This window comes from Arthrobacter sp. SD1074B, assembly GCF_056780195.1.
The window spans coordinates 2,822,557-2,844,979 of record NZ_JBRAZT010000001.1 but is presented as its reverse complement, the minus strand read 5'-3'; the positions used below and the strand labels follow the sequence as shown (position 1 = coordinate 2,844,979).

The window sequence follows — 22,423 nt, the reverse complement described above, 5'->3', positions numbered from 1 at the left end:
AAGTATGGCTTCCCAGATGACCGCAAACGGCACCCCCGCAACGCCGGCACCGGCACCCGGACCGCTGGTTGAACCGGCAGACGGGCTGACGCCGGACGAGGTGGAACGCTACTCGCGCCACCTGATCATTCCCGAGATCGGATCGCTTGGTCAGCGCCGGCTGAAAAACGCGAAGGTCCTGGTGATCGGCGCCGGCGGCCTCGGCTCGCCCGCCCTGCTCTACCTCGCCGCCGCCGGGGTGGGAACCCTGGGGATCATCGACGACGACGCCGTGGACCTGAGCAATCTGCAGCGCCAGGTGATCCACGGCGTGGCCGACGTCGGCCGGCCCAAGACCGAATCCGCCCGCGACGCGATCGCCGCGCTGAACCCCCTGGTCGATGTCCGGCTGCACGACGTCCGGCTGGACGCGGCCAATGCGCTGGAGCTCTTCGCCGGCTACGACCTGATCGTCGACGGCGCCGACAATTTCGCCACGCGCTACCTGGTCAACGACGCTGCCGCCATCCTCGGCAAGCCTTACGTCTGGGGCTCGATCTTCCGTTTTGACGGACAGGTCAGTGTCTTCTGGGAGCAGTACGGGCCCACGTACCGGGACCTGTACCCCGAGGCTCCGCCCGCCGGTTCCGTGCCCTCGTGCGGGGAAGGCGGCGTGTTCGGAATGCTGTGCGCCGCCGTTGGATCACTGATGGTGACCGAAGCGGTCAAGCTGATCACCGGCGTCGGGCGTTCCCTGCTTGGCCGGGTGGCGCTGTTCGACGCGCTCGGCGGCACGTGGCGTGAAATCAAAGTCTCCCGGGACCCCGCGGCCCCTCGCATCACCGAACTCACCGACTACGAGGCCTTTTGCGGGGTCGCCCCCGCCGCGGACGCGGGCACCGAGCACACTGTCACCGCGACCCAGCTCGCCACCATGCTCGCCTCGCGCAAGGCCGGGCTGAAGGACTTCCAGCTGGTGGACGTGCGCGAAAGCGGCGAGTTCGACATCGTCCGGATCGACGGCGCCACGCTGATCCCGCAGGGCAGGATCCTGGCCGGCGACGCGTGGACCGAGCTGCCGCAGGACACGGATATCGTGTTCCATTGCAAGGCCGGCACGCGGTCAGCCGCTGTGCTGGCCGCCGCACGCGCGGCCGGGTACGAACGCGTCAGCCACCTCGAGGGCGGGATCCTCGCCTGGGTGCGCGACGTGGAGCCGGGCAAACCGGTGTACTGACACTGGGCTGAACACCCACTGAGGACGCTGTCCCGGCCCGCCGGGCCGCAACCGGAGAGGCACTGCCATGAGCCAGAACAACAGCCTGACCCCGCAGCACAAGATCGGCTCGGGCTTCGGACCGCGCTCGACGGCGACGGAGGTCATCGCCGGGGTGGACCTGAGCGGGAAGGCCGCCGTCGTCACCGGAGGCTACTCCGGGCTCGGCCTCGAAACGGTGCGGGCGCTGGCCTCCGCCGGCGCCCGCGTGATGGTTCCGGCGCGGCGGGCCGGCCACGCCCGCCACGTCCTGGACGACGCCGGCCTGGCCGAAGTCAGCGTCGCCGGCCTGGATCTGGCCGAACTGGATAGCGTGAGGGAGTTCGCGGCCGGTTTCCTGGCCTCCGATTTCCTCGGCGACAGCGGCAGCCTGGACATCCTGGTCAATAACGCCGCCATCATGGCCAGCCCGGAGCAGCGCGTCGGCCCGGGCTGGGAATCCCAGTTCGCCACCAACCACCTGGGCCACTACGCGCTCACCAACCTGCTGTGGCCGGCGCTGTCCGCGGGGGAGGGTGCGCGGGTGGTGGCCCTGTCCTCCACCGGACACAAGCTGTCGCCCATCCGGTTCGATGACATCAATTTCGACTCCGGCTACGACAAATGGATGGCCTACGGGCAGGCGAAGACCGCGAACGCACTGTTCGCCGTGCAACTGGATGCGCTTGGGAAGGACGCCGGTGTCCGGGCCTTCGCCGTGCACCCGGGCGGGATCATGACCGAGCTGCAGCGCCACCTGCCCCGGGAAGAAATGATCGCCTCGGGCTGGATGGACGCCGACGGCAACCTGAACGAGCGGTTCAAGACGCCTGCCCAAGGTGCGGCGACCCCGGTGTGGGCGGCCACCTCCCCGCAGCTTGCCGGCAAGGGCGGCGTCTACTGCGAGGACTGCGACATTGCCGAGCCGACGGAACCCGGGACGCCGGAGGCACGAATCAGGGGAGTGGACGCCCACGCCGTGGACCGGGTGGACGCCGAACGGCTGTGGAAGCTGTCCGCCGAACTGACCGGCATCAACGCCTTCGCCGCGCAATCGGACCAGCCGCAGGGCTAGCCGCGTCGGACGCCGGGGCTAGGCAGTTTCGCGTGTGTCGTCGGCTGAGGGGCGGGCGCTGTGATCGACCGGGCACGCCGCGTCGGCGCCGGAGGCCGGACGGCGGGCCGCAGGCTGTTCGACGGTAATGCCGTAGACGGCCTCGAGTCCGGCGACGTAGTCGTCCTGCTGGCCGCTCGCGGCCAGCTCCCGGGCTCGGACCGTGGGCACGTGCAGCAGCTGCTTGACCATCCGGCGCAGGGCAAACTCGACTTCCTCGGCCGCAGCGGTGCAGCCGTGGCGGGCCCGCACCTTCTCCATTTCGGCGTCGAGCACGTCCATGGTGTGCCGGCGCAGGGCGACGATGGCCGAGTCGACCGAGCGCGCCTGACGTTCCTGTTCGAAGGCGGTCGCGGCGCCGGCGACGATGCCGCTGGCCTGGTTCAGGGACTCCGCCTGCTCCTGCGGCGCGGCCAGCCGGACGGACTCCAGCGTGAGCAGTTCGACGCCGTCGAGCTCGGCGACAGCGGGGTCAAAGTCGTGGGTGAGGGCCAGATCGATCGCGATCAGCGGCTGCGGCGACGCGGACCGGATCCGGGCCAGCTCCGGGGCCTCGACGCGGTTGTCGGAACCGCTGCAGCCGATCATCACGTCGGCGGCGGCCACGGCGCCCGGCAGGGAGTCACTGTCCAGGGCGGTGCCGCCGCGGGTGGCGACAAAGCCGGCGGCGCGGCCCGAGGAGGAGAAGACGGAGATGTCGGTGCAGCCGCGTTCGCGCAGCAGGGACATGGTGGCCCCCGCGTAGGCGCCGGTGCCGAACACCACAGCCTTTTTGCTGGACCAGTCGGGGTTCTCGGAGAGGTCGGTCGCGAGGTCCAGGGCGACGGAGACGATGGAAAGTCCGCGCGAGCCCAGCGCCGTCTGCGCCCCGACGTCCTTGGCGGTCTTGGAGGCAGCCTGGAAGAGCCGGACGAGGCCGGAGCTGGCGGTGCCATCGTGCTGGGCGGTGATCAGGGCGCGCCGGACCTGGCCGGCGATCTCGCGTTCCCCGACGACCGCGGAATCCAGGCCGGAACTGACCGCAAACAGGTGCCGGCTGACGTCGGGGCCGGTGCGGGTGTTGAAGGCGCGGGAGACGAGCTGTTCGTTGAGTCCGCTGGCGTCGCTGATCTGGGAGACCAGAGCGGCGCGGGCCGCCTCGACGTCGTCAAGCTGCGGCGCTTCGCCGTAGATTTCGAAGCGGTTGCAGGTGGCAAGGACAACGGCACCCGCAACGGCCGGCGATCCGGCGAGAGCGGATGTGGCAAGCCCGGAAGCGCCGGTGCTCAGTTGAGCAACGGTCTCGAGGTCGATGTCGGCGTGTGTAGCCACCAATGAGAAAAGAACCACAGCACGACAATCATAGCTTTTTCGTGTCCCGGTAGAACAACAGGCGGGCGTGGGACTGCCCACCCTTGGCTGTGATTCGCGCCACGGAGGCGCCTGCCGGGGGCGCTCCTGACAGGCTGTCGTTATCTTTTGGGGCCGATTTTCGGCACAATCAAAGGCATGACTCCTAGCGCTGCGGCCGTGAACGGCACTGCAATGAACAGCACTGCAACGAACGGAACTTCGCCCGGCGGGCTCGACGCCGGTCACCCCCTGATGGACGGCCGCACCGCCGACTCCCCGCTGATCACCGCCTACCGCGGCGGCAAGCCCTCGCGGCGCCCGGTCTGGTTCATGCGCCAGGCGGGCCGCTCGCTGCCCGAATACCTCAAGGTGCGCGAAGGAGTGGCCATGCTGGACTCCTGCCTGCGCCCCGAACTCGCCTCGGAGATCACCCTGCAGCCCGTGCGCCGGCACGACGTCGACGCGGCGATCTTCTTCTCCGACATCGTCATCCCGCTCAAGCTGGCCGGCGTCGGTGTGGACATTGTTCCCGGCGTCGGGCCGGTGCTGGAGAAGCCCGTCCGGACCGCCGCCGACGTCGCCGCCCTGCCGCAACTTTCTTGGGAAGCCCTGGAGCCGATCCGCGAGGCGGTACGGCTCACCGTGGCTGAACTCGGCAGCACCCCGCTGATCGGCTTTGCGGGCGCTCCGTTCACCCTCGCCGCATACATGGTGGAGGGCAAGCCGTCCCGCGACCACCTCGGCCCGCGCACCATGATGCATGCGGATCCGGAAACCTGGACCGCCCTGGCCAACTGGGCCGCCGACGCCTCCGGGCTGTTTCTCCGCGCGCAACTGGAGGCAGGCGCCTCCGCCGGGCAGCTCTTCGACTCCTGGGCCGGCTCCCTGGGCCTGGCCGACTACACCCGTTTCGTGGCCCCGGCGTCCGCCCGAGCGCTGGACCATGTCCGGCACCTCGGGGCACCCCTGATCCACTTCGGCACCGGCACCTCGGAGCTGCTCGTCGCGATGCGCGACGTCGGCGTCGACGTCGTGGGCGTCGACTACCGGCTGCCGCTGGACGAAGCCAACCGCCGGCTCGGCGGGACCGTGCCGCTGCAGGGCAACATCGATCCCGCGCTGCTCTCGGCACCGTGGGGGATCCTGGAAGCGCACGTGCGGGACGTCATTGCCGCCGGCGCTTCGGCGCCGGGGCACGTGCTCAACCTGGGCCACGGCGTGCCGCCGGAAACCGACGCCGCGGTCCTGACCCGCGTCGTCGAACTGATCCACTCGATCGCGCCGGAGTAAGCCCCCATGCCCACCGACGCTGATGCGGGTTCACCGGCGCCGACCGCCGTGGTGGTGGGCGGCGGCATCTCCGGCCTGCTCGCCGCACGGGAGCTGGCCCGGGCCGGCGTCCGGACCACGGTGCTGGAAGCCGCCGGCGACTGGGGCGGCTGCGTGGGCAGCCACGTGGTGGCCGGCCTGACCCTGGACAGCGGCGCGGAATCCTTCGCCACCCGGTCCGCCGCGGTGGCTGACCTCGCCGAAGAACTCGGCCTCGGCCCGCAGATCGTTCCGCCCAACCCCGGCGGCGCCTGGGTCCAGCTGCCGGAGGGTCCGCGCGAGCTGCCCAGGACCGGAGTCCTGGGCATCCCGGCCAACCCTTGGGACCCCGAAGTCCGGCGGTCCCTTGGCCTGCTCGGCTCCGTCCGCGCCTCCCTCGATGCCCTCCTGCCGGCCTCCGTGGGGACCGCGGCCCAGGCCACCAGCGTCGCCGCCCTGGTCCGTGCCCGGATGGGCAGGCGCGTGCTGGACCGGCTCGTCTCGCCGGTGGTCGGCGGCGTCCACTCGGCCGACCCCGCCCTGCTGGATGTGGACATGGTGGCCCCCGGGCTGCGCGCCGGGCTCCGCACGCACGGCTCGCTCGCCGCTGCCGTCGCCGCGCAGCGCCGCGCCGCTGCCGGCCGGCCGGCCACGCCGGAGCCCGGCCCTGGGGGCTCGCGCCCGCAGCAGCAGGGGCTGCAGAAGGCGGGCTCCGCCGTCGCCGGCCTCCGCGGCGGGATGCATACCCTCGTCGGTGCCCTGGTCGCTGAGCTGCGCGGGCTGGATGCCACGCTGCTCAGCGGCACCCGAGCCGAGGCAGTGCAGCGCATTCCCGGCGGCTGGCGGGTCACCGCGGACCGGGCCCGTTTCGACGCCGAGCGTCTGGTCGTCGCCGTGGAGGGCCCCGCGGCTGTTGCCCTGCTTGCGGACGCACTGCCGGGGCTGTCAGCCCTCCGCCCGGACGCGGGACCCGACGTGCGGCTGGTGACCCTGGTGCTCGACCGCCCGGCGCTCGACGCCGCACCGCGCGGCACCGGCGTGCTGGTGGCTCCGCAAAGCCCCGGCATCCGCGCCAAGGCGCTCACCCACGCGACCGCCAAATGGGCCTGGCTGGCCGAACGGGCGGCGCCCGGCCGGCACGTCCTCCGGCTCTCCTACGGACGTGGCGACAACATCCCGGACAGCGCGGCCGGCCGTCAGCCCCGCAGCGACGAGGAATTGTTCGACGCCGCCCTGGACGACGCGTCCGCATTGCTCGGCGTTCCCCTCGTCCCGGCCGACGTCGTCGGCTGGGACGTGGTGCGCTGGTCCGGCGCGCTGCCGTTCGCCGCGCTCGGCCACAAGCAGCGCGTCAACCAGGTCCGGCAGCTGTGCGCGGCTGAGGGAAACCTCGCCGTCGTCGGGGGATGGCTGTCCGGAAACGGCCTCGCGGCGATCGTCGCCGACACCCCGAAGCACGTCGCGCCCCTGCTGCCCTGAAGGAAGCCGCCCGCGGGCCCGGGAACCGGGCGCGACGCCCGGCAGCCGGGACCGGCCTGGACGGAACCGGGCTGGACCGGGAGCCCGGCTGCTAGCCCGAAAATCCCCCGTCGGCAAATTTTCCCCGCCGACGTTCTGCCGCTAGGGTCGATGACCATGGTTATGCACAGGTCCGAAGTTCCAGAAACCCCGGCCGGTCACCATGGGGGACTCCGACGCGGCACGGCAGTGGCGGCGCTCGGAGCGGTACTGGCTCTCACCGCAGGGGTTCCCGCCACCCAGGCTGCCAGTCCGACGCCCAGCCCGGACGCGCCGTCCGCCTCGATTTCAGTCGGTATCGATGACCTGATCGGCGGCCTGGTGGAATCCCCGGAACCGACCCCTTCGCCGACATCCGGCACCGGCAGCCCCGCGCCCACTGAAAGCACGGCCCCGCCAAAATCAGCGGAACCGGACCCGTCTGCCGAGCCCGATCCCTGGGAGACGCCGGAGCAGCGGGCCTCCCACAGCGCAAGCGCCCCGCCCGCCGCGCCGGGCAGCTCATCCCCGGCACCGGCCCCCGCAGCCCCGGGTCCGGCTGCCGGCCAGCCGACCGGCAGCCCGAAGGCTCCGGCGCCCGCACCGAAGAGCCCAGCCGCCACGGCCGACGCCGGCAGCGCCGAGGCCGGCAGCGCCGCCGGCACCCCGTCGGCAACCCCGAGCGGCAAGCCGCGGTCCGCAACCACGATGTCCGCCGCCAGGCAGGCATCCCCGACGGCAACACCCGGGTCCGGTGACAGGATGCAGGCAGCGTCCTCCGTGGAGCCGGCCGGCTCCTCCGCCCTGGTGGGCTGGGGAATCTGTCTGGTCGCGGTCTCCCTCGGGGCGGGCGCGGTCGCCCTTCGGATGCGCAGGGTCTAGGGCCGGCTTGACCCTCCCGCTGTGAAATTGAGCACTTCTACGCGTTGTAGAAGTGTTCGGTTTCGACTTAGCTCCGGGGAGGGGGCAGACTGGTATCCATGAGCCACACTTCTGCCGAATCTGTCACTAAAACCGGAAATACAGCAGCCGAAGAATCAGGCGAGCAGTTCTTCACGCTCTGGACGGTCTTCAAGCGCTCCGCCGACGTCCTGCGCAGCGGCGAAGCGGCCGAGGACTTCGAAGCACTGATCGGGCGGCTGGCGGAGGACGGCGTCGTCCACCGGGGCAGCTATGACGTTTCCGCGATGCGGGCGGACGCGGACATCATGGTTTGGCTGCACGGCCCCCGCGCCGAAGCGCTGCAGCGCGCAGTGCGCGATATCCGCCGCAGCAAGCTGTTCACCGGCACCGAGATCGCCTGGTCCGCCATGGGCGTGCACCGCGAGGCGGAGTTTGCCAAGAACCACACGCCGGCGTACTCCCGCGGCGTGGAACCGGCCGAGTGGCTCTGCGTGTACCCGTTCGTGCGCTCCTACGAGTGGTACTTGCTGCCGGACGCCGAGCGCGGCGCGATGCTCCGCGACCACGGCCTGCTCGGCCGCGACTTCCCGCAGGTCATCTCCAACACGGTCTCCTCGTTTGCGCTGGGCGACTGGGAGTGGATCCTGGGCTTGGAAGCCCCGGAACTGGTGGACCTCGTGGACCTGATGCGCCACCTGCGCGCCACCGAGGCCCGCCACCACGTCCGGGAGGAAATCCCCTTCTACACCGGCCGCCGCGTCAGCGCCGCCGAGATTGCCGAGGTCCTTGCATGAGCCCGCGCGATCCGCAGGATGCCGCCGTCACGGCCGTGAATCCCGTCACCGAAGCAGGCCGGATGGCCCCCAAGGCCTACGACGCCGTGCTGCTCGCCTCCTTCGGCGGCCCCGAGGGCCAGGAAGACGTCATCCCGTTCCTGCGCAATGTCACCCGCGGCCGCGGCATCCCGGACGAACGGCTCGAGGAGGTCTCGCACCACTACCGCGCCAACGGCGGCATCAGCCCGATCAACCAGCAGAACCGCGAGCTCAAAGCCGCCATGGAAGCCGAACTGGCCGCCCGCGGCATCAGCCTGCCGGTCTTTTGGGGCAACCGCAACTGGGACCCCTACATCCCGCAGACCCTGCAGGAGATCTACGACGCCGGGCACCGCAAGGTCCTGATGATCACCACCAGCGCCTACTCCTGCTACTCCAGCTGCCGGCAGTACCGCGAGGATATCGGCATGGCGCTGACCGAAACCGGGCTGGACGGCAAACTCGAAGTGGACAAGGTGCGCCAGTACTTTGACCACCCGGGCTTCGTGGAACCCTTCATCGAGGGCACGGCCGCCGGCCTCGCCGACGTCCGCGCCCAGCTGGCCGCCGCCGGCACCCCGGACGCGCCCGTGCACATCCTGTTCGCGACCCACTCCATTCCTACCCGCGACGCCGAAGCGGCCGGCCGCTCCGAGGGCGAACCGCGCCAGTTCGAGCAGGACTCCGCCTACGTGGCCCAGCACCTGGCCACCGGCACCGAGGTCATCCGCCGGGTCGAGGCCGATACCGGCCTGACCGCCCCGTGGTCGCTGGTCTACCAGTCCCGGTCCGGCGCCCCGCACGTGCCGTGGCTCGAACCCGACATCAACGACGCCATCGAGGAACTCGCCGGCCAGGGCGTCAAGGGTGTGGTGATTGTGCCGCTGGGCTTCGTCAGCGACCACATGGAAGTCGTCTGGGACCTTGACACCGAAGCGCTGGAAACCTGCGGCAAGCTGGGCCTCGCCGCCACCCGCGTCCCCACGCCCGGCACGCATCGCAAGTTTGTCGCCGGCATTGTGGACCTGATCATGGAGCGGACCGCGGCGGACACCATTGCCGACCGGCCGCACCTGACCAAGCTCGGCCCCTGGTACGACGTCTGCCGGCCCGGCTGCTGCGCCAACTTCCGCGGCGAGAAACCCACCATCGCGGGAGCAGACACACGGATCGGAACGGGACACGACCCTTATCCGGCAGAGGCACCCGCGGCTGCGGCAGCGGGCCAGGCCGCGCCGTGACCGTGCGGATCGGCACCCGGGCCAGCAAACTTGCCCTCACCCAGACCCAGCAGACCGCGGACCAGCTGGCCGCCGTCGGCGGGTTCCCGGTGGAACTGGTGCACATCCGCACTGACGGCGACGTCCTCACCGGCCCGCTCTCCCAGATGGGCGGCACCGGTGTCTTCGTCGCGGCGCTGCGCGACGCCCTGCTGCGCGACGCGTGCGACGTCGCGGTGCACTCGCTCAAGGACCTGCCCACCGGTGCCGCCGTGGGCCTGAGCCTCGCGGCAACGCCCAAACGGGTTGACGTCCGGGACGTGCTCTGCGCCCGTGACGGACTCAAACTCGCCGAACTGCCGGCCGGCGCAAGCGTCGGCACCGGCTCCCCGCGGCGGGCCGCGCAGCTGCGCGCCGCGCGGCCGGACCTGGACATCCGTGACATCCGCGGCAACGTGGACACCCGCCTTGGCCGCGTCCCAGGGCTGCCCGGCAACAGCGCCGGCGCCGTCGTCGAAGGAAAATCCGGCGACCTCGACGCCGTCGTGCTGGCCGCCGCCGGGCTGCACCGCATCGGCCGGCTCGACGCGGTCAGCGAATACCTCGACACCGGGGTGATGCTCCCGGCCGCCGGGCAGGGGTCACTCGCGATCGAATGCCGCAGCTCTGACGCGCCCCGCAAGGCCGGGTCCACCGAGGGGTCCCAGGGCGTGCTCGCCCAGGCCCTCGCTGCCCTGGACGATCCTGACACCAGGCTGGCCGTCACCGCCGAACGGGCACTCCTGGCCCGGCTGGAGGCAGGATGCGCCGCCCCGGTTGGCGCCTACGCCTACCGCAAGGGCAGCATGCTTCATCTCGAAGCCGTGGTCTGCGCCGTGGACGGCACCGCGACGGTCCGGGACAAGAAGGCCACCGACGGGCTGACCGAGGTCGGCGCCACGCTGCTGGGCATCGAGCTTGCCGAGGCGCTGCTGGCCGCCGGCGCGGCCGACATCGCCGACCTGGCCGCTTCCTGAGCCGGACGGATTCTCGCCTGATGGGACGCCGCAGCGCCAGCCGCCGGCCGGACGGGGACGCCGGGCCCAGGGTGCTTGAGGGCGCCCGGGTCCTGGTCACCCGCAGCCCGGACCGGGCCGGCGCGCTGGTATCCGCGCTCCGGGAGACCGGCGCCGAGCCGCTGCTGCTGCCGCTCATCGACTTTGAGCACGCCTCAGACCAGCACTCGCTGGACGTGGCCTTCGATGCACTAGGCGCCGGCGCCTACACCTGGCTCGTGGTCAGCAGCGTGACCACGGTCCAGGTCCTGGAAGCCAAGGCCGCCGAGCGCGGGTCCGCCCTCAGCGCCTGGCTGCCCGGCAGCCTGCAGGTCGCCGCCGTCGGCCCCGCCACCCGCCGCGTGCTGGAGGCCCTGGACATCCCGGTGGACCTCGCCCCCGCCGGCCAGCAGTCCGGGGCGGGACTGCTCGACATCTGGCCCCGCGGCCACGGCAGCGTGCTGCTGCCGCAGGCCGACATCGCCGGCCCGCGGCTCCGCCGCGGGCTTCAGTCGCGCGGCGCCTCGGTCCAGGCCGTCACCGCCTACCGGACCGTTGATTACCCCGCCGACCCGCGGCGCAGCCTCGGCACTCCCGCGCCCCGGGGAGGCGACGCCCCCGTGCTCAGCCTCGCCGACGCGAAAGCCGCCGTCGACGCCGGAACCCTGCACGCCGTCGTCGCGGCATCATCGAGCGCCGCCCGCCGCGTCCACACCGGGCTGTCGCCGCTGGGCGACTGCCAGCTCGTCGCTATCGGACGTTCGACGGCGGCCGAGGCCTTCGCCCTCGGACTGCCTGTTGCCGCCGTTGCCGAGGAACCCACCGCCTCCGGCCTCGTCGCCGCCGTCATCCGCGCCCTGGACCCGGCGTACCCCGCACCCCACCCCGACCCCGAGCAGACTGTGAAGGACCAGACATGAGCTTCCCGACCCACCGCCCCCGCCGGCTCCGCACCACCCCCGCGATGCGGCGGCTGACGGCCGAACACCGCCTCTCCGCGGCGGAGCTGATCCTGCCCGCCTTCATCCGCGAGGGCCTCTCCGAACCGAATCCGATCGCCTCGATGCCCGGCGTGCAGCAGCACACCACCGACTCGCTCAAGCGCGCCGCTGCCGAGGCCGTGCAGCTGGGCATCGGCGGCATTATGCTCTTCGGCATCCCGGCCGAACGGGACGCGCGCGGCACCGCTTCGCTGGACCCCGAGGGCGTGCTGAACAAAGCCATCCGCGAGGTCAAGGCCGAGGTCGGCGACGAACTGGTCATCATGAGCGATGTCTGCCTCGACGAATTCACCGACCACGGCCACTGCGGCGTCCTGGACGCGCACGGCTACGTCGACAACGACGCAACCCTGGAGATCTACGGGCAGATGGCGGTGGCGCAGGCCGAGGCCGGCGCGCACGTGCTCGGCCCCTCCGGCATGATGGACGGCCAGATCGCCGTGATCCGGCAGGCCCTGGAGGAAGCCGGGCACGCCAACACCGCCGTCGTGGCCTACGCCGCCAAATACGCCTCCGCCTTCTACGGCCCGTTCCGCGAAGCCGTCGATTCGCAGCTCACCGGGGACCGGCGCACCTACCAGATGGACGCCGCCAACCGCCGCGAAGCGATCCTCGAAGTGGAACTGGACCTCGAGGAAGGTGCCGACATGGTGATGGTGAAGCCCGCCATGAGCTACCTCGACATCCTGGCCGACGTCGCCGCGATGAGCCCGGTGCCCGTGGCCGCCTACCAGATTTCCGGCGAATACTCGATGATCGAGGCCGCCGCCGCGAACGGCTGGATCGACCGCCGCGCCGCCATCACCGAGTCCGTGCTCGGCATTAAGCGGGCCGGCGCCAACATGGTCCTGACCTACTGGGCGAGCGAACTCGCCGGCTGGCTGAAGGAAACCCGGTGAGCGGCGCGGGAGTGCCGGACCCGGCGTCGGGAGCCAACCCGACCGCGCCGGTCGGCCCGGACACCATCCTGCTGGGCCTGAACACCTTCGGCGACGTGGGGGTTTTCCCGGACGGGCATCCCGTGCCGCACGCCCAGGTGCTCCGGCAGCTGCTGGAACAGGCTGAACTGGCGGACCAGGTGGGGCTGCACGCGTTCGGGGTGGGGGAGCACCACCGCCGCGACTTCGCCGTCTCCGCGCCCGAGGTTTTCCTCGCCGCCGCAGCTGCGCGGACCAAGAAGATCCGCCTCGGCTCCGCCGTCACCGTCCTCAGCTCCGACGACCCGGTCCGGGTGTTCCAGCGGTTCGCCACCGTCGATGCCATCTCCAACGGCCGGGCCGAGGTCATGCTGGGCCGCGGCTCGTTCGTGGAGTCGTTCCCGCTGTTCGGCCTGGACCTGGCCGACTACGAGGTCCTGTTCGAGGAAAAACTCGAGCTCTTCGACAAGGTCCGGGCGCAGAAACCGGTGAAATGGGAGGGCCGGACACGCCGGCCGATCAACGGGCTCAGCGTCTACCCGCCGCTCGAGCACCACTTGCTGCCGGCCTGGATCGGCGTCGGCGGCACCCCCGAGTCGGTGCTGCGCTGCGCCGAGTACGGCTACCCGATCATCTTCGCCATCATCGGCGGCCAGCCGCGGTCCTTCGGCCCGCTGGCCGGGCTCTACCGGGAGGCCATGGCCAAATACGGCCATCCGATGCAGCAGGTGGCCACGCATTCACCCGGCCACGTGGCGGCCACGGATGAGGAAGCGCGGGAGGAGTTCTTCCCGCACTGGCTGGGCCAGCGCAACCAGATTGGCGCCGAGCGCGGCTGGGGGCCGGGCAACCGCGCCGAATTCGACCACCTGTGCAGCCCCGAAGGTGCGCTCTACGTCGGCTCGCCGGACACGGTCGCGGCAAAAATCGCACTGCTCAAGCAGAACCTGGGCGCGGACCGCTTCGACCTCAAATACAGCAACGGCACGCTCCCGCATGCCGCCATGATGCGCTCCATCGAGCTGTTCGGCACCGAGGTGGCGCCCCGCGTGTCCGCGCTCCTGGCCTCCGCGGTGCCCGCCAGTGACGGGCCCCTGTGAGAACCACTGAAAGAATAGGAACCATGACTTCCAGCCATCCTCGCAACGAGGAACTCTTCGACCGCGCCCGCCGGCTGATGCCGGGCGGCGTCAACTCGCCGGTCCGTGCCTTCGGCTCGGTGGGCGGCACCCCGCGCTTTATGGTCTCCGCCAAGGGCCCGTACCTGACCGACGCCGACGGCGCCGAGTACGTGGACCTGGTCTGCTCCTGGGGGCCGGCGCTGCTGGGCCACGCCCACCCGGAGGTCCTCGCGGCCGTGCACGCCGCCGTGGACCGGGGACTGTCCTTCGGCGCCTCCACCCCGGACGAAGCCAACCTCGCCGCGATTGTCCAAGAGCGCGTCCCGGCTGCCGAGCGCGTCCGGATGGTGTCCACCGGCACCGAGGCGACCATGACCGCCATCCGCCTGGCCCGCGGCTATACCGGACGCAACCTCGTGATCAAGTTCGCCGGTTGCTACCACGGCCACCTCGACGGCCTCCTCGCCGCCGCCGGGTCCGGTCTCGCCACGCTAGCGCTGCCCGGTTCAGCCGGCGTCACCGCCGCCACGGCCGCCGAGACCCTCGTCCTGCCCTACAACGACCTCGCCGCCGTCGAGGCCGCCTTCGCCAAACACGGCGACAGCATTGCCGCCGTCATCACCGAGGCGGCCCCGGCCAACATGGGCGTCGTCACCCCGGCCGAAGGCTTCAACGCCGGGCTGGCCCGGATCACCCGGGAGCACGGCGCCCTGCTGGTCCTCGACGAGGTCCTCACCGGCTTCCGCACCGGCTACTCGGGTTACTGGGGCCTCACCGGCGGGGCGGCCGACGCCGCCGAGCCTTGGGCCCCGGACCTGCTGACCTTCGGCAAAGTCATCGGCGGGGGCATGCCGACGGCGGCGCTCGGCGGCCGCGCCGACGTCATGGACTACCTCGCGCCGGTGGGCCCGGTCTACCAGGCCGGCACCCTTTCGGGTAACCCGGTGGCGATGGCCGCCGGCGTCGCGACCCTCACCCACGCCACCAAGGACGTCTATTCCTTCGTCGACGCCCGTTCGCTGGAACTCTCCAGCGCGCTGTCCTCGGCGCTCGACGCGGCCGGCGTGGACCACTCCATCCAGCGCGCCGGGAACCTGTTCTCCGTGGCCTTCGGCACCTCGGCCCGCGGTGTCCACAACTACGACGACGCCCAGGGCCAGGAGGTCTTCCGCTACGCGCCGTTCTTCCACTCGATGCTGGACTCCGGGGTGTACCTGCCGCCGTCGGTGTTTGAGGCCTGGTTCCTGTCCGCCGCGCACGATGACGCGGCGATGAACCGGATCGTCGACGCCCTGCCGGCCGCCGCCCGGGCCGCCGCCGCGGCGAAGCCTTAACGAACCCACGGCGGCCGCAGCCGCCGTCGTGGTCCTTTAAACACTTTCGGCACCCGCCATGGCGGGTGCCGAAAGTGTTTTAACGCTGTCCGGGACTAGAAGGCCGGGGTGACGTCACCGTTGGGCCATTCCTTCTCGATGAAGGCCTTGACCTCGGGGGAGTGCAGCAGCTCGTCGAGCTTCTTGATCCGCACATCGTCCTTGGAATCTTCACGCCAGGCCAGGAAGTTGGCGTAGGGGTTGTTCTCCACCGACTCCACCGCCAGGGCATTCTTGGTGCTCAGCCCGGCCTTGAGGATGAAGTTGCCGTTGATCAGGGCCAGATCCACGGAGGGGTCCTTGAGGTCATTGATCAGCAGTTCGGGCTGGTTCTCGGAGAACTTCAGCTTCTTGGGGTTCTGCTCGTCGCTGAGCGTCAGCACCGAGGTGTCGTCCTTGATGTCCTTGACCAGGCCGGCGACCTGGAGGACCTTGAGCGCGCGGACCTGGTTTGACGGGTCGTTGGTGATCGCAATCTTGGCGCCGTCCTGAATGTCCTTGATGTCCTTGACCTTCTCGGAGAACGCGGCGTAGGGCTCGATGTGCACGCCTTCGCCGTGGCCGAACTTGTAGCCCTTGGTCTTGACCTGGTCCTCGAACCAGGGCAGGTGCTGGTAGTAGTTGGCGTCCAGCGAACCGTCGCTCAGCGCGGTATTCGGCGTCTGGTAATCCTCGATCTCCTTGATGTCCAGCTTGAGGCCGGCCTTGGGGGCGAGCTCCTGGTTGACGAATTCAAGGATCTTGGCGTGCGGAACCGGGCTGGCGCCCACCTTGAGGGTGGCCGGCTTGGCCGGATCCAGGGTCGTGACCTGGGCGCTGGGGGTGGACGAACCACCGCAAGCCGTCAGCGCCAGGGCAGTGACGATGCCGGTGGCCAGGAGGGAGAGTGACTTACGCATCGGATGCGTTCCTTTCGAAAGAGGCGGAGAACACGACGGCGGCCGTGGTCCGCGCAGATGCAGCGGGCGGCTACCCGCTGCAAGGCTGGGGTGGGTGGTCCGTCGGTCAGCGGTGGTCGAGGCCGCGGGAAATCCGCTCGCCCACGAGCTGGATAACCTGGACGAGGACGACGATCAGGACGATGGTGACGATCATGACCGTGACGTCGAAGCGCTGGAAGCCGTAGTTGTAGGCCAGCTTGCCGAGGCCGCCGCCGCCGACGAGGCCGGCCATCGCGGAGTAGCCCACGAGGGTCACCACCGTAGTGGTGGCGGCCGCGACGAGGGCTGGCAGGGATTCGCGCAGCATCACCTTGCTGATGATCTGCATAGTGGTCGAGCCCATCACCTGGGCTGCGTCGATCTTGCCGTGGTGCACATCGCGCAGGCAAGACTCCACCAGCCGCGCGAAGAAGGGGATCGTGCCGATGGACAGCGACACAGAAGCGGCGATCGGGCCCAGGCTCGTGCCGGTCAGGGCGCGGGCCAGCGGAATGAGCGCCACCATCAGGATGGCGAACGGGATGGAGCGGGTGATGTTGACGATCACGTCGCTGAGGATCCGGTTGATGACCGGCATCGGGCGCAGTCCGCCGGGAGCCGAGACGTGCAGGAAGACGCCCAGTGGTAGGCCGATCAGCACGGTGAAGAAAGCGGAGATGCCGACCATCTGCAGGGTTTCGACGATCGCCTCGGGGAGAGCCCTGGCCAGCACGGGGTTGCTGAAAATGTCGTTCATCAGTTGGCTCCTTCTTCCGCCGGAGCAGCATCGGCGGACACGCGCTTGGCGCTGATGCCGCGCTCGTGCAGGTAGTGCAGGACGGCGTCGAAGTCGGCGTTTTCGGCGAGCTGGACACGCAGGTGCCCGAACTGCTGGCCGCCGAGGGTCTCGACGCTGCCGGCGAGGACGTTGAGGTCCATGTCAAAGTGCCGGGCGACGCCGGTGAGTACCGGTTCCCTGGCGCTCTCGCCGGAGAAGAGGATCTCCAGGACCGGTCCGCGCTGCAGCGCGCCGTGCAGGGGCTCGGACGGCGGCAGCGGCAGCAGGGCGCGGGCCAGCTTGCTGTCCAGTTCCCCGGCCACGTCCTGCAGGGCGCCATGTTCGATGATGCGGCCGCGGGACAGCAGGGAAACCGAGTCGCAGACGCGCTTCACGACGTTCATCTCGTGGGTGATGATCAGCACGGTCAGCTGCAGCCGCCGGGTCAGGTCCTGGATCAGGTCCAGGATTTCCTCGGTGGTGGCAGGGTCCAGGGCCGAGGTGGGCTCATCGCACAGCAGCACCTCGGGGTCCGAGGCGAGGGCCCGGGCGATCCCGACACGCTGGCGCTGGCCGCCGGAGAGCTGGGACGGGTAGGCGTTCTCGAAGCCTTCCAGGCCCACGAGCTTCAGGAGTTCAGCCACCCGGGTCCGGATCTTGTCCTTGGGGGTCTTGACGAGTTCCAGCGGGTGCGCCACGTTGCCAGCCGCGGTCCGGGAGTCCATCAGGTTCGCGTGCTGGAACACCATGCCGATGCGGCGCCGGGCCGCCCGGATTTCCGAGTCCCGCACGGAACTCAGCTCGGTGCCGTCGATGCTGACGGAGCCGGACGTCGGACGGTCCAGCAGGGTCAGGCAGCGCACCAGCGTCGACTTGCCGGCGCCGGAGTGGCCGATGATCCCGTGGATCGAGCCTTTCGGCACGGAGAGTGTGACGCCGTCGAGCGCCACCACCTCCTTTTTTCCCTGCCGGTAGACCTTGCGAAGGTCGGTAACTGTGATCATTTATCCCTTGGCGGTTCGGGTCCGGGCGCGACATAACACACGCCCTGTTCTGAACTAAATTATGTCAGCGGCGCCATAGGGCATCCAGTTGCGCATTTAGTTCGTCACAAAGCGCCAAACGCTGCAGATAATTCCGCTGTGGGGGTTACATAGCGTGAGCGGTGATCGGCAGCCGTTCAGCGGCCAAATTGCGGAGGCGTGCCTGCGGCCGCCCGCAGGGGGAGGGCAGCTGTGATCTCCGTCCCAGCCGCTTGCCAGCATCCTGCCGGGGGTCCCGCTGGTGTCGCGCGTTCCGGGCTAGAAGTCGCCCCGGCTGGCGTCTACCGGCGGCAGCACCGGCCAGTCGCCCTCGATGACGGCAGCGGGCTTGGTCTTGCGCAGGTAACTCTGGAAATCCGCGGCCTGGGCGGAAGCCCATTCGACCTGGAGCTGGTGCAGGTGGCTGGCGGGCATCCGGAGCTTGGGGAACTTCCCGGCCATGGCGTCGAGCATCCGCAGCGTGGCCAGCGCATCGGCCGCGGAGGTGTGCGCATTGTCCAGGCTGACGCCGTACTCCTCGCACAGTGCGGTGAGGGTGCGTTTGCCTTTGCGGTACCGGTCGACCTGTTTGTTCATGATGTAGGGGTCCAGCACGGGGAAGCGGACCAGCTGGGGCACACCGTAGCGGGCCGACTCCGCGGCGAGCACGGTGAAGTCGTAGCTGGCGTTGAAGGCAATGACCGGCACGCCGGTGTCGAACAGCTCCTGCAGGACGGCGGCCAGCTCCTTGGTCACCTCGGCGGCAGGCCGGCCGTCACGGCGGGCCTGCTCGGTGGTGACGCCGTGGACGTCGCTGGCCTCGGTGGGGATCTCCACTCCGGGATCGGCCAGCCATTCGTGCTCCTTGATCACCGAGCCGTCGGCGTCCACCACGGTCACGGAAGCCGTCACGATCCTCGCGGCACGGGAGTTCCGGCCGGTGGTTTCGAGGTCGAAGGCTGCGCGGGGGAGGGTGTGCCAGGTGCTCATACAGCAACGCTACCTGTTGCCGCCGACAGTTTTTCGCAATGCCGTGCCGTGCCCCTGCGACGCCCGGCCGCGGCCCGGGAACGGTAACCTTGGACCATGCGGACGGAGTATGTGGAGGCGGTGCTGGAGCTCGCGGCGATGGTCCCGGCCGGCGCCGCCGTAGCCTACGGTGACGTGGCCGAGCTCCTCGGCGCCGGCGGCCCCCGCCAGGTCGGCTCGGTGATGAGCCACCAAGGCAGTGCCGTTCCCTGGTGGCGGATCCTGAAGGCGAACGGGGATGCACCGCCCGGCCACGAACGCGAGGCCCTAGCCTTCTATCTCGCCGAAGGGACACCGCTGCTGGGCAGCTACGTCGAGTACCAGCGCACCGGCGAGGGCAGGTGGCGGGTTGACCTGATGGCGGCACGCTGGGCGCCCTCCGAGCCTGACTTCGAGCGGATCGACGCCATCGCCGAGCGCCTCGAGCGGGAGCTGCATAAATTGTCCGTCCCCGATGATGAAATGTCTGTGTGAGTAGCCCCAGGACCGCCCCGAATCACGCCGCCCCCAGCAAGACCCTGCCGAACCAGGCCGGACTGCGCCTGCTTCCGCCGCGCACCCGGCACAGTGACGTCCCGGTACTGTCCCCGGACCAGCGGGACGCCGTCGACGTCGCACACGGCTCCGGACCGGTCCTGGTCCCCGGCGCGCCCGGCACCGGCAAATCCACCGTGCTGGTGGAAGCGGCCGTCCACCGCGCGCAGCGCGACGGCCTGGATCCGGAGCGGATGCTGATCCTGGCCCCCGGCCGTCTGGCCGCCGATGCGCTGCGCGACCGGTTCACCGCGCGCCTGGACCGCAGCCTGAGCACGACGCCTGCCCGCACCTGGGCGTCGTACGCCTTCGACCTGATCCGGCGGGCCAAGGCGGAGGGCATCCTGCCGCTGCCGCGGGCGCCGAAACTCCTGTCCGGGCCCGAACAGGACCTGATCATCAAGGAACTCCTGGAAGGCCATGCCCAGCCCGGACTGGAGCTGCCCTGGCCGGAGGACCTGGGCGCCGCCCTGCAGACCCGCGGCTTCCGGCAGGAAGTCCGCCAGCTCTTCGACCGGATCATCGAATCCGGGCGTACCGCGGAGGACCTGGCGGCCCTGGCCCGGCGCTGCGGCCGGCCGGACTGGACCGCAGCGGCCGCCCTGTACTCCGAGTACCGCGACGTCCTGGACCTGCGGATGCCCGAATCATTCGACCCGGCCGGCATTATCACCGCGGCGCGCCAGATCTTCCAAGATGCCCCGGAGTTCCTCGCCGCCGAGCGGGACCGGCTCCAGCTGATCCTGGTGGACGACATCCAGGAGGCCAACCCCGCCGTGTTCGAGCTGCTCGCGGACATCGCCGCCGGCAAGGACGCCCTCGTCACCTCCTCCCCGGACACCGTGGTGCAGGGGTTCCGTGGGGCGCGGCCGGACCTCGTGGCCGAACTGCCCCGGCTGCTCGCCCCGGCCGGCGGCACCGTGCTGGAACGGCCGCTGTGGACGGCGCACCGGCACACGCCCGCCGTCGCGCAGGCCTGGCAGGCCGTGGCGGAGCGGATCTCACTGCGCTCCGGCGGTACGTCGGCGCGCAGGCTCGAACAGACCCGCCCGCACCCGTCCGGGCAGGACGCCGGCGCCGTTGAGGCGCACCTGCTGCCGTCCCCGGTGCACGAGCTGCGCTATGTGGCGCAACGGATCCTGGAGGCCCAGCTGAAGGACGGCCGGGAACTGGGTGACATCGCCGTCATCGTTCGCAACGGCGGCCAGCTCAGCCAGTTGCAGCGCCACCTGGCCGGCCAGGGCATCCCGGTCCGGATCCCAGTAGCTGAATCCGCGGTCCGGGACGAGGTGGCCGTGCGGCCGCTGCTGGACGCGTACGCCGTTGCCCTGGACCCTGCCGCGCTCACCGCCGAAGCCGCCGTCGCGCTGCTCACCTCAAGGATCGGCGGAGCCACGTCGATCGAGCTTCGCCGGCTCCGCCAGTCGCTGCGGCGCGAAGAACTCCTCGGCGGGGGCGGCCGTACCAGCGATGCGCTGCTGGTGGAGGCGCTCCTGGAGCCGGGCGCCCTGGCGACGCTCGGCATCGAGGGGCACTCAGCCCGCCGCGTCGCCCGGATGATCCGGGCCGGCCGGGAAGCCGCCGAAGCGCCGGGCAGCAACGCCGAAACCGTGCTGTGGGCGCTCTGGCACTCGACCGGACTGGCCGGCCGCTGGACCGAGGCCGCGCTGGCCGGCGGCGCAGCCGGAGCCCGCGCAGACCGGGACCTGGACGCCATGATGGCCCTGTTCCACACCGCCGAGCGGTATGTGGACCAGCTCCCCGGTTCCGGCCCGGAACAGTTCCTGGACTACCTGCTCAGCCAGGAGCTGCCGATGGACACGCTGGCGGCCCGGGCACAGCTCGAGGACGCGGTGGAGCTGATGACCCCGGCCAGCGCCGCGGGACGCGAATGGCCGGTCGTGATTGTGCCCGGCCTCCAGGAAGGCGTGTGGCCCAATACCCGGCTCCGCGGCGAACTGCTCGGCAGCACGCTCTTCGCCGACGCCGTCGAACACGGCGTCGAGTACGCCTTGCAGCTCGATCCGCTAAGCCGGCTCCGCGAGATCCGCTACGACGAGCTGCGCAGTTTCTCCACCGCCGTCTCGCGCGCCCGGGAGGAGCTGATCTGCACGGCCGTCTCCTCGGAGGACGAGCAGCCTTCGTCCTTCCTGGACTACGTCTCGCCCCTGCATCCGGACCAGGACCGGCGCGGTTTCACCCCCGTGGAACGGCCGCTGACCCTGCGCGCACTCGTCGCGGAACTGCGCCAGTATGCCCAGCTCGACGGCGGCACCGCCGAGGCGGCCGAGGCAACCGCCGTCCTCGGCGCCCTCGCCGCCGCCCAGCCGACCGTGCCCGGCGCCCACCCCCGCAGCTGGTGGGGACTCGCGCCGCTGTCCTCCACGGACCCCGTGGTGCCGCCGGGCAGCACCGTCTTCGTCTCACCCTCCAAGGTCGAAACCGTCCAGAAATCGCCGCTCGACTGGTTCGTCCAGGCCGCCGGCGGCGAGGCGGCCACGGATTTTGCGCGCAGCCTCGGAACCCTGGTCCATGCGATTGCCCAGGATCTCCCGGACGCCTCGGGCGGCGAGTACGTGGCCGAGCTGGTGAAGCGCTGGCCGGCACTGGGGATGAAGGACAACTGGGAAGGCAAGCTCGATTTCCAGCGGGCCGAAGCGATGGTCCGTAAGCTCGCCCAGTACGTGCTGGTGATGCGGAGCGAGGGGAGGAGCCTGCTTGGCGTGGAACAGGACTTCGAGGTGAAACTTCCCGATGTGGCACCCGAGGCCACGCCCGGCGCGGGGGAATCCTGGCCCGCGCGTCCCGCTGTGCTCCGCGGCCAGGTGGACCGGCTGGAGATCGACGCCGAGGGCCGCCTGGTGGTCGTGGACCTCAAGACCGGCAAACGCCAGCCCGGCAAGGGCGAGCTGGATCGGCATCCCCAGCTGGGCGCCTACCAGGCCGCGGTGCTCGCCGGCGGCTTCGCGGGCCCGGACGACGGCCCGGCCCCGCGGCCCGGCGGCGCTGTGCTGGCCCAGCTCGGCACCGGCACCAAGAGCCCAGGGGTGCAGAGCCAGCCGCCGCTTGATCCGGACGCGAACTGGGCGCTGGAGATGGTCGGCGAAGCCGCCCGGGTGATGTCCGGAAGCACTTTCGAAGCCCGCCACGACCCCGCCAAGGGCGGCCACGGCGGCCACGGCTGCAGGCTTCCGGAAGTCTGCCCGCTGTGCGCTCGAGGAAAGCAGGTCACCGAATGAGCAGCCAGGGTACGACGGCGGCCGGGCCGGGA

The 22,423-nt window shown here is 70.7% G+C and carries 19 protein-coding genes; 14 read left to right on the top strand and 5 right to left on the bottom strand.

What is annotated here, in order from left to right:
• The first annotated feature begins 4 nt into the window (after positions 1-4).
• Positions 5-1,216 carry a molybdopterin-synthase adenylyltransferase MoeB gene (moeB, locus tag ACUYM2_RS13140; protein WP_481600455.1) on the top strand — a complete coding sequence of 404 codons (1,212 nt, stop codon included), beginning with the start codon at positions 5-7 and terminating at the stop codon, positions 1,214-1,216.
• A gap of 67 nt (positions 1,217-1,283) precedes the next feature.
• On the top strand, positions 1,284-2,309 hold the full coding sequence (locus tag ACUYM2_RS13135) for an SDR family NAD(P)-dependent oxidoreductase (RefSeq protein WP_481600454.1): 1,026 nt from the start codon (positions 1,284-1,286) through the stop codon (positions 2,307-2,309).
• A gap of 18 nt (positions 2,310-2,327) precedes the next feature.
• On the opposite strand, the gene ACUYM2_RS13130 is transcribed toward ACUYM2_RS13135, so the two are convergent.
• Positions 2,328-3,677 carry a glutamyl-tRNA reductase gene (locus ACUYM2_RS13130; RefSeq protein ID WP_481600453.1) on the bottom strand — a complete coding sequence of 450 codons (1,350 nt, stop codon included), beginning with the start codon at positions 3,675-3,677 and terminating at the stop codon, positions 2,328-2,330.
• Positions 3,678-3,836: 159 nt separating this feature from the next.
• Between ACUYM2_RS13130 and hemE the strand changes: the two genes are divergently transcribed.
• From hemE to hemL, 10 genes are all read left to right on the top strand, one after another.
• Complete coding sequence (gene hemE, locus ACUYM2_RS13125) at positions 3,837-4,970, top strand: uroporphyrinogen decarboxylase (protein WP_481600452.1); 1,134 nt, start codon at positions 3,837-3,839, stop codon at positions 4,968-4,970.
• Between the two features lie 6 nt (positions 4,971-4,976).
• Positions 4,977-6,467 (top strand): protoporphyrinogen oxidase, encoded by a 1,491-nt coding sequence (gene hemG, locus ACUYM2_RS13120; RefSeq protein ID WP_481600451.1) that lies wholly within the window; start codon positions 4,977-4,979, stop codon positions 6,465-6,467.
• A gap of 156 nt (positions 6,468-6,623) precedes the next feature.
• Complete coding sequence (locus tag ACUYM2_RS13115) at positions 6,624-7,367, top strand: hypothetical protein (RefSeq protein WP_481600450.1); 744 nt, start codon at positions 6,624-6,626, stop codon at positions 7,365-7,367.
• 98 nt (positions 7,368-7,465) lie between these two features.
• Positions 7,466-8,182 (top strand): hydrogen peroxide-dependent heme synthase, encoded by a 717-nt coding sequence (gene hemQ / locus ACUYM2_RS13110; protein ID WP_481600449.1) that lies wholly within the window; start codon positions 7,466-7,468, stop codon positions 8,180-8,182.
• Positions 8,179-9,444 (top strand): ferrochelatase, encoded by a 1,266-nt coding sequence (locus ACUYM2_RS13105; protein WP_481600448.1) that lies wholly within the window; start codon positions 8,179-8,181, stop codon positions 9,442-9,444. The genes hemQ and ACUYM2_RS13105 overlap by 4 nt, the downstream gene beginning before the upstream one ends.
• Positions 9,441-10,439 carry a hydroxymethylbilane synthase gene (gene hemC, locus ACUYM2_RS13100; RefSeq protein ID WP_481600447.1) on the top strand — a complete coding sequence of 333 codons (999 nt, stop codon included), beginning with the start codon at positions 9,441-9,443 and terminating at the stop codon, positions 10,437-10,439. The genes ACUYM2_RS13105 and hemC overlap by 4 nt, the downstream gene beginning before the upstream one ends.
• 20 nt (positions 10,440-10,459) lie before the next feature.
• Positions 10,460-11,377: a uroporphyrinogen-III synthase gene (locus ACUYM2_RS13095; protein ID WP_481600446.1), complete on the top strand. Its 918-nt coding sequence runs from the start codon at positions 10,460-10,462 to the stop codon at positions 11,375-11,377.
• Positions 11,374-12,357, top strand: a complete 984-nt coding sequence (hemB, locus tag ACUYM2_RS13090; protein ID WP_481600445.1) for a porphobilinogen synthase — start codon at positions 11,374-11,376, stop codon at positions 12,355-12,357. The genes ACUYM2_RS13095 and hemB overlap by 4 nt, the downstream gene beginning before the upstream one ends.
• The gene (locus tag ACUYM2_RS13085; protein WP_481600444.1) at positions 12,354-13,475 is read left to right on the top strand and encodes an LLM class flavin-dependent oxidoreductase; all 1,122 of its coding nucleotides are present in this window, start codon (positions 12,354-12,356) and stop codon (positions 13,473-13,475) included. Before hemB ends, ACUYM2_RS13085 begins: the two co-directional genes overlap by 4 nt.
• Before the next feature lie 23 nt (positions 13,476-13,498).
• A complete protein-coding gene (gene hemL, locus ACUYM2_RS13080; protein WP_481600443.1) occupies positions 13,499-14,830 on the top strand; it encodes a glutamate-1-semialdehyde 2,1-aminomutase in 1,332 nt (443 codons plus the stop codon).
• A gap of 95 nt (positions 14,831-14,925) precedes the next feature.
• Here hemL and ACUYM2_RS13075 read toward each other — a convergent pair whose 3' ends face one another.
• The 4 genes from ACUYM2_RS13075 to ACUYM2_RS13060 form a co-directional block, all read right to left on the bottom strand.
• Entirely contained in the window at positions 14,926-15,768 is an 843-nt protein-coding gene (locus ACUYM2_RS13075; protein ID WP_481600442.1) for a MetQ/NlpA family ABC transporter substrate-binding protein, read from the bottom strand.
• Positions 15,769-15,874: 106 nt separating this feature from the next.
• Complete coding sequence (locus tag ACUYM2_RS13070; protein ID WP_481600441.1) at positions 15,875-16,546, bottom strand: methionine ABC transporter permease; 672 nt, start codon at positions 16,544-16,546, stop codon at positions 15,875-15,877.
• Positions 16,546-17,571 carry a methionine ABC transporter ATP-binding protein gene (locus tag ACUYM2_RS13065; protein WP_481600440.1) on the bottom strand — a complete coding sequence of 342 codons (1,026 nt, stop codon included), beginning with the start codon at positions 17,569-17,571 and terminating at the stop codon, positions 16,546-16,548. The genes ACUYM2_RS13070 and ACUYM2_RS13065 overlap by 1 nt, the downstream gene beginning before the upstream one ends.
• A 297-nt stretch (positions 17,572-17,868) precedes the next feature.
• Positions 17,869-18,579 (bottom strand): exonuclease domain-containing protein, encoded by a 711-nt coding sequence (locus tag ACUYM2_RS13060; RefSeq protein WP_481600439.1) that lies wholly within the window; start codon positions 18,577-18,579, stop codon positions 17,869-17,871.
• 96 nt (positions 18,580-18,675) lie between these two features.
• Between ACUYM2_RS13060 and ACUYM2_RS13055 the strand changes: the two genes are divergently transcribed.
• Both ACUYM2_RS13055 and ACUYM2_RS13050 read left to right on the top strand, forming a co-directional pair.
• A complete protein-coding gene (locus tag ACUYM2_RS13055) occupies positions 18,676-19,092 on the top strand; it encodes an MGMT family protein (RefSeq protein WP_481600438.1) in 417 nt (138 codons plus the stop codon).
• Positions 19,093-19,154: 62 nt separating this feature from the next.
• The gene (locus ACUYM2_RS13050) at positions 19,155-22,391 is read left to right on the top strand and encodes an ATP-dependent helicase (RefSeq protein ID WP_481601493.1); all 3,237 of its coding nucleotides are present in this window, start codon (positions 19,155-19,157) and stop codon (positions 22,389-22,391) included.
• Positions 22,392-22,423: the final 32 nt, after the last annotated feature.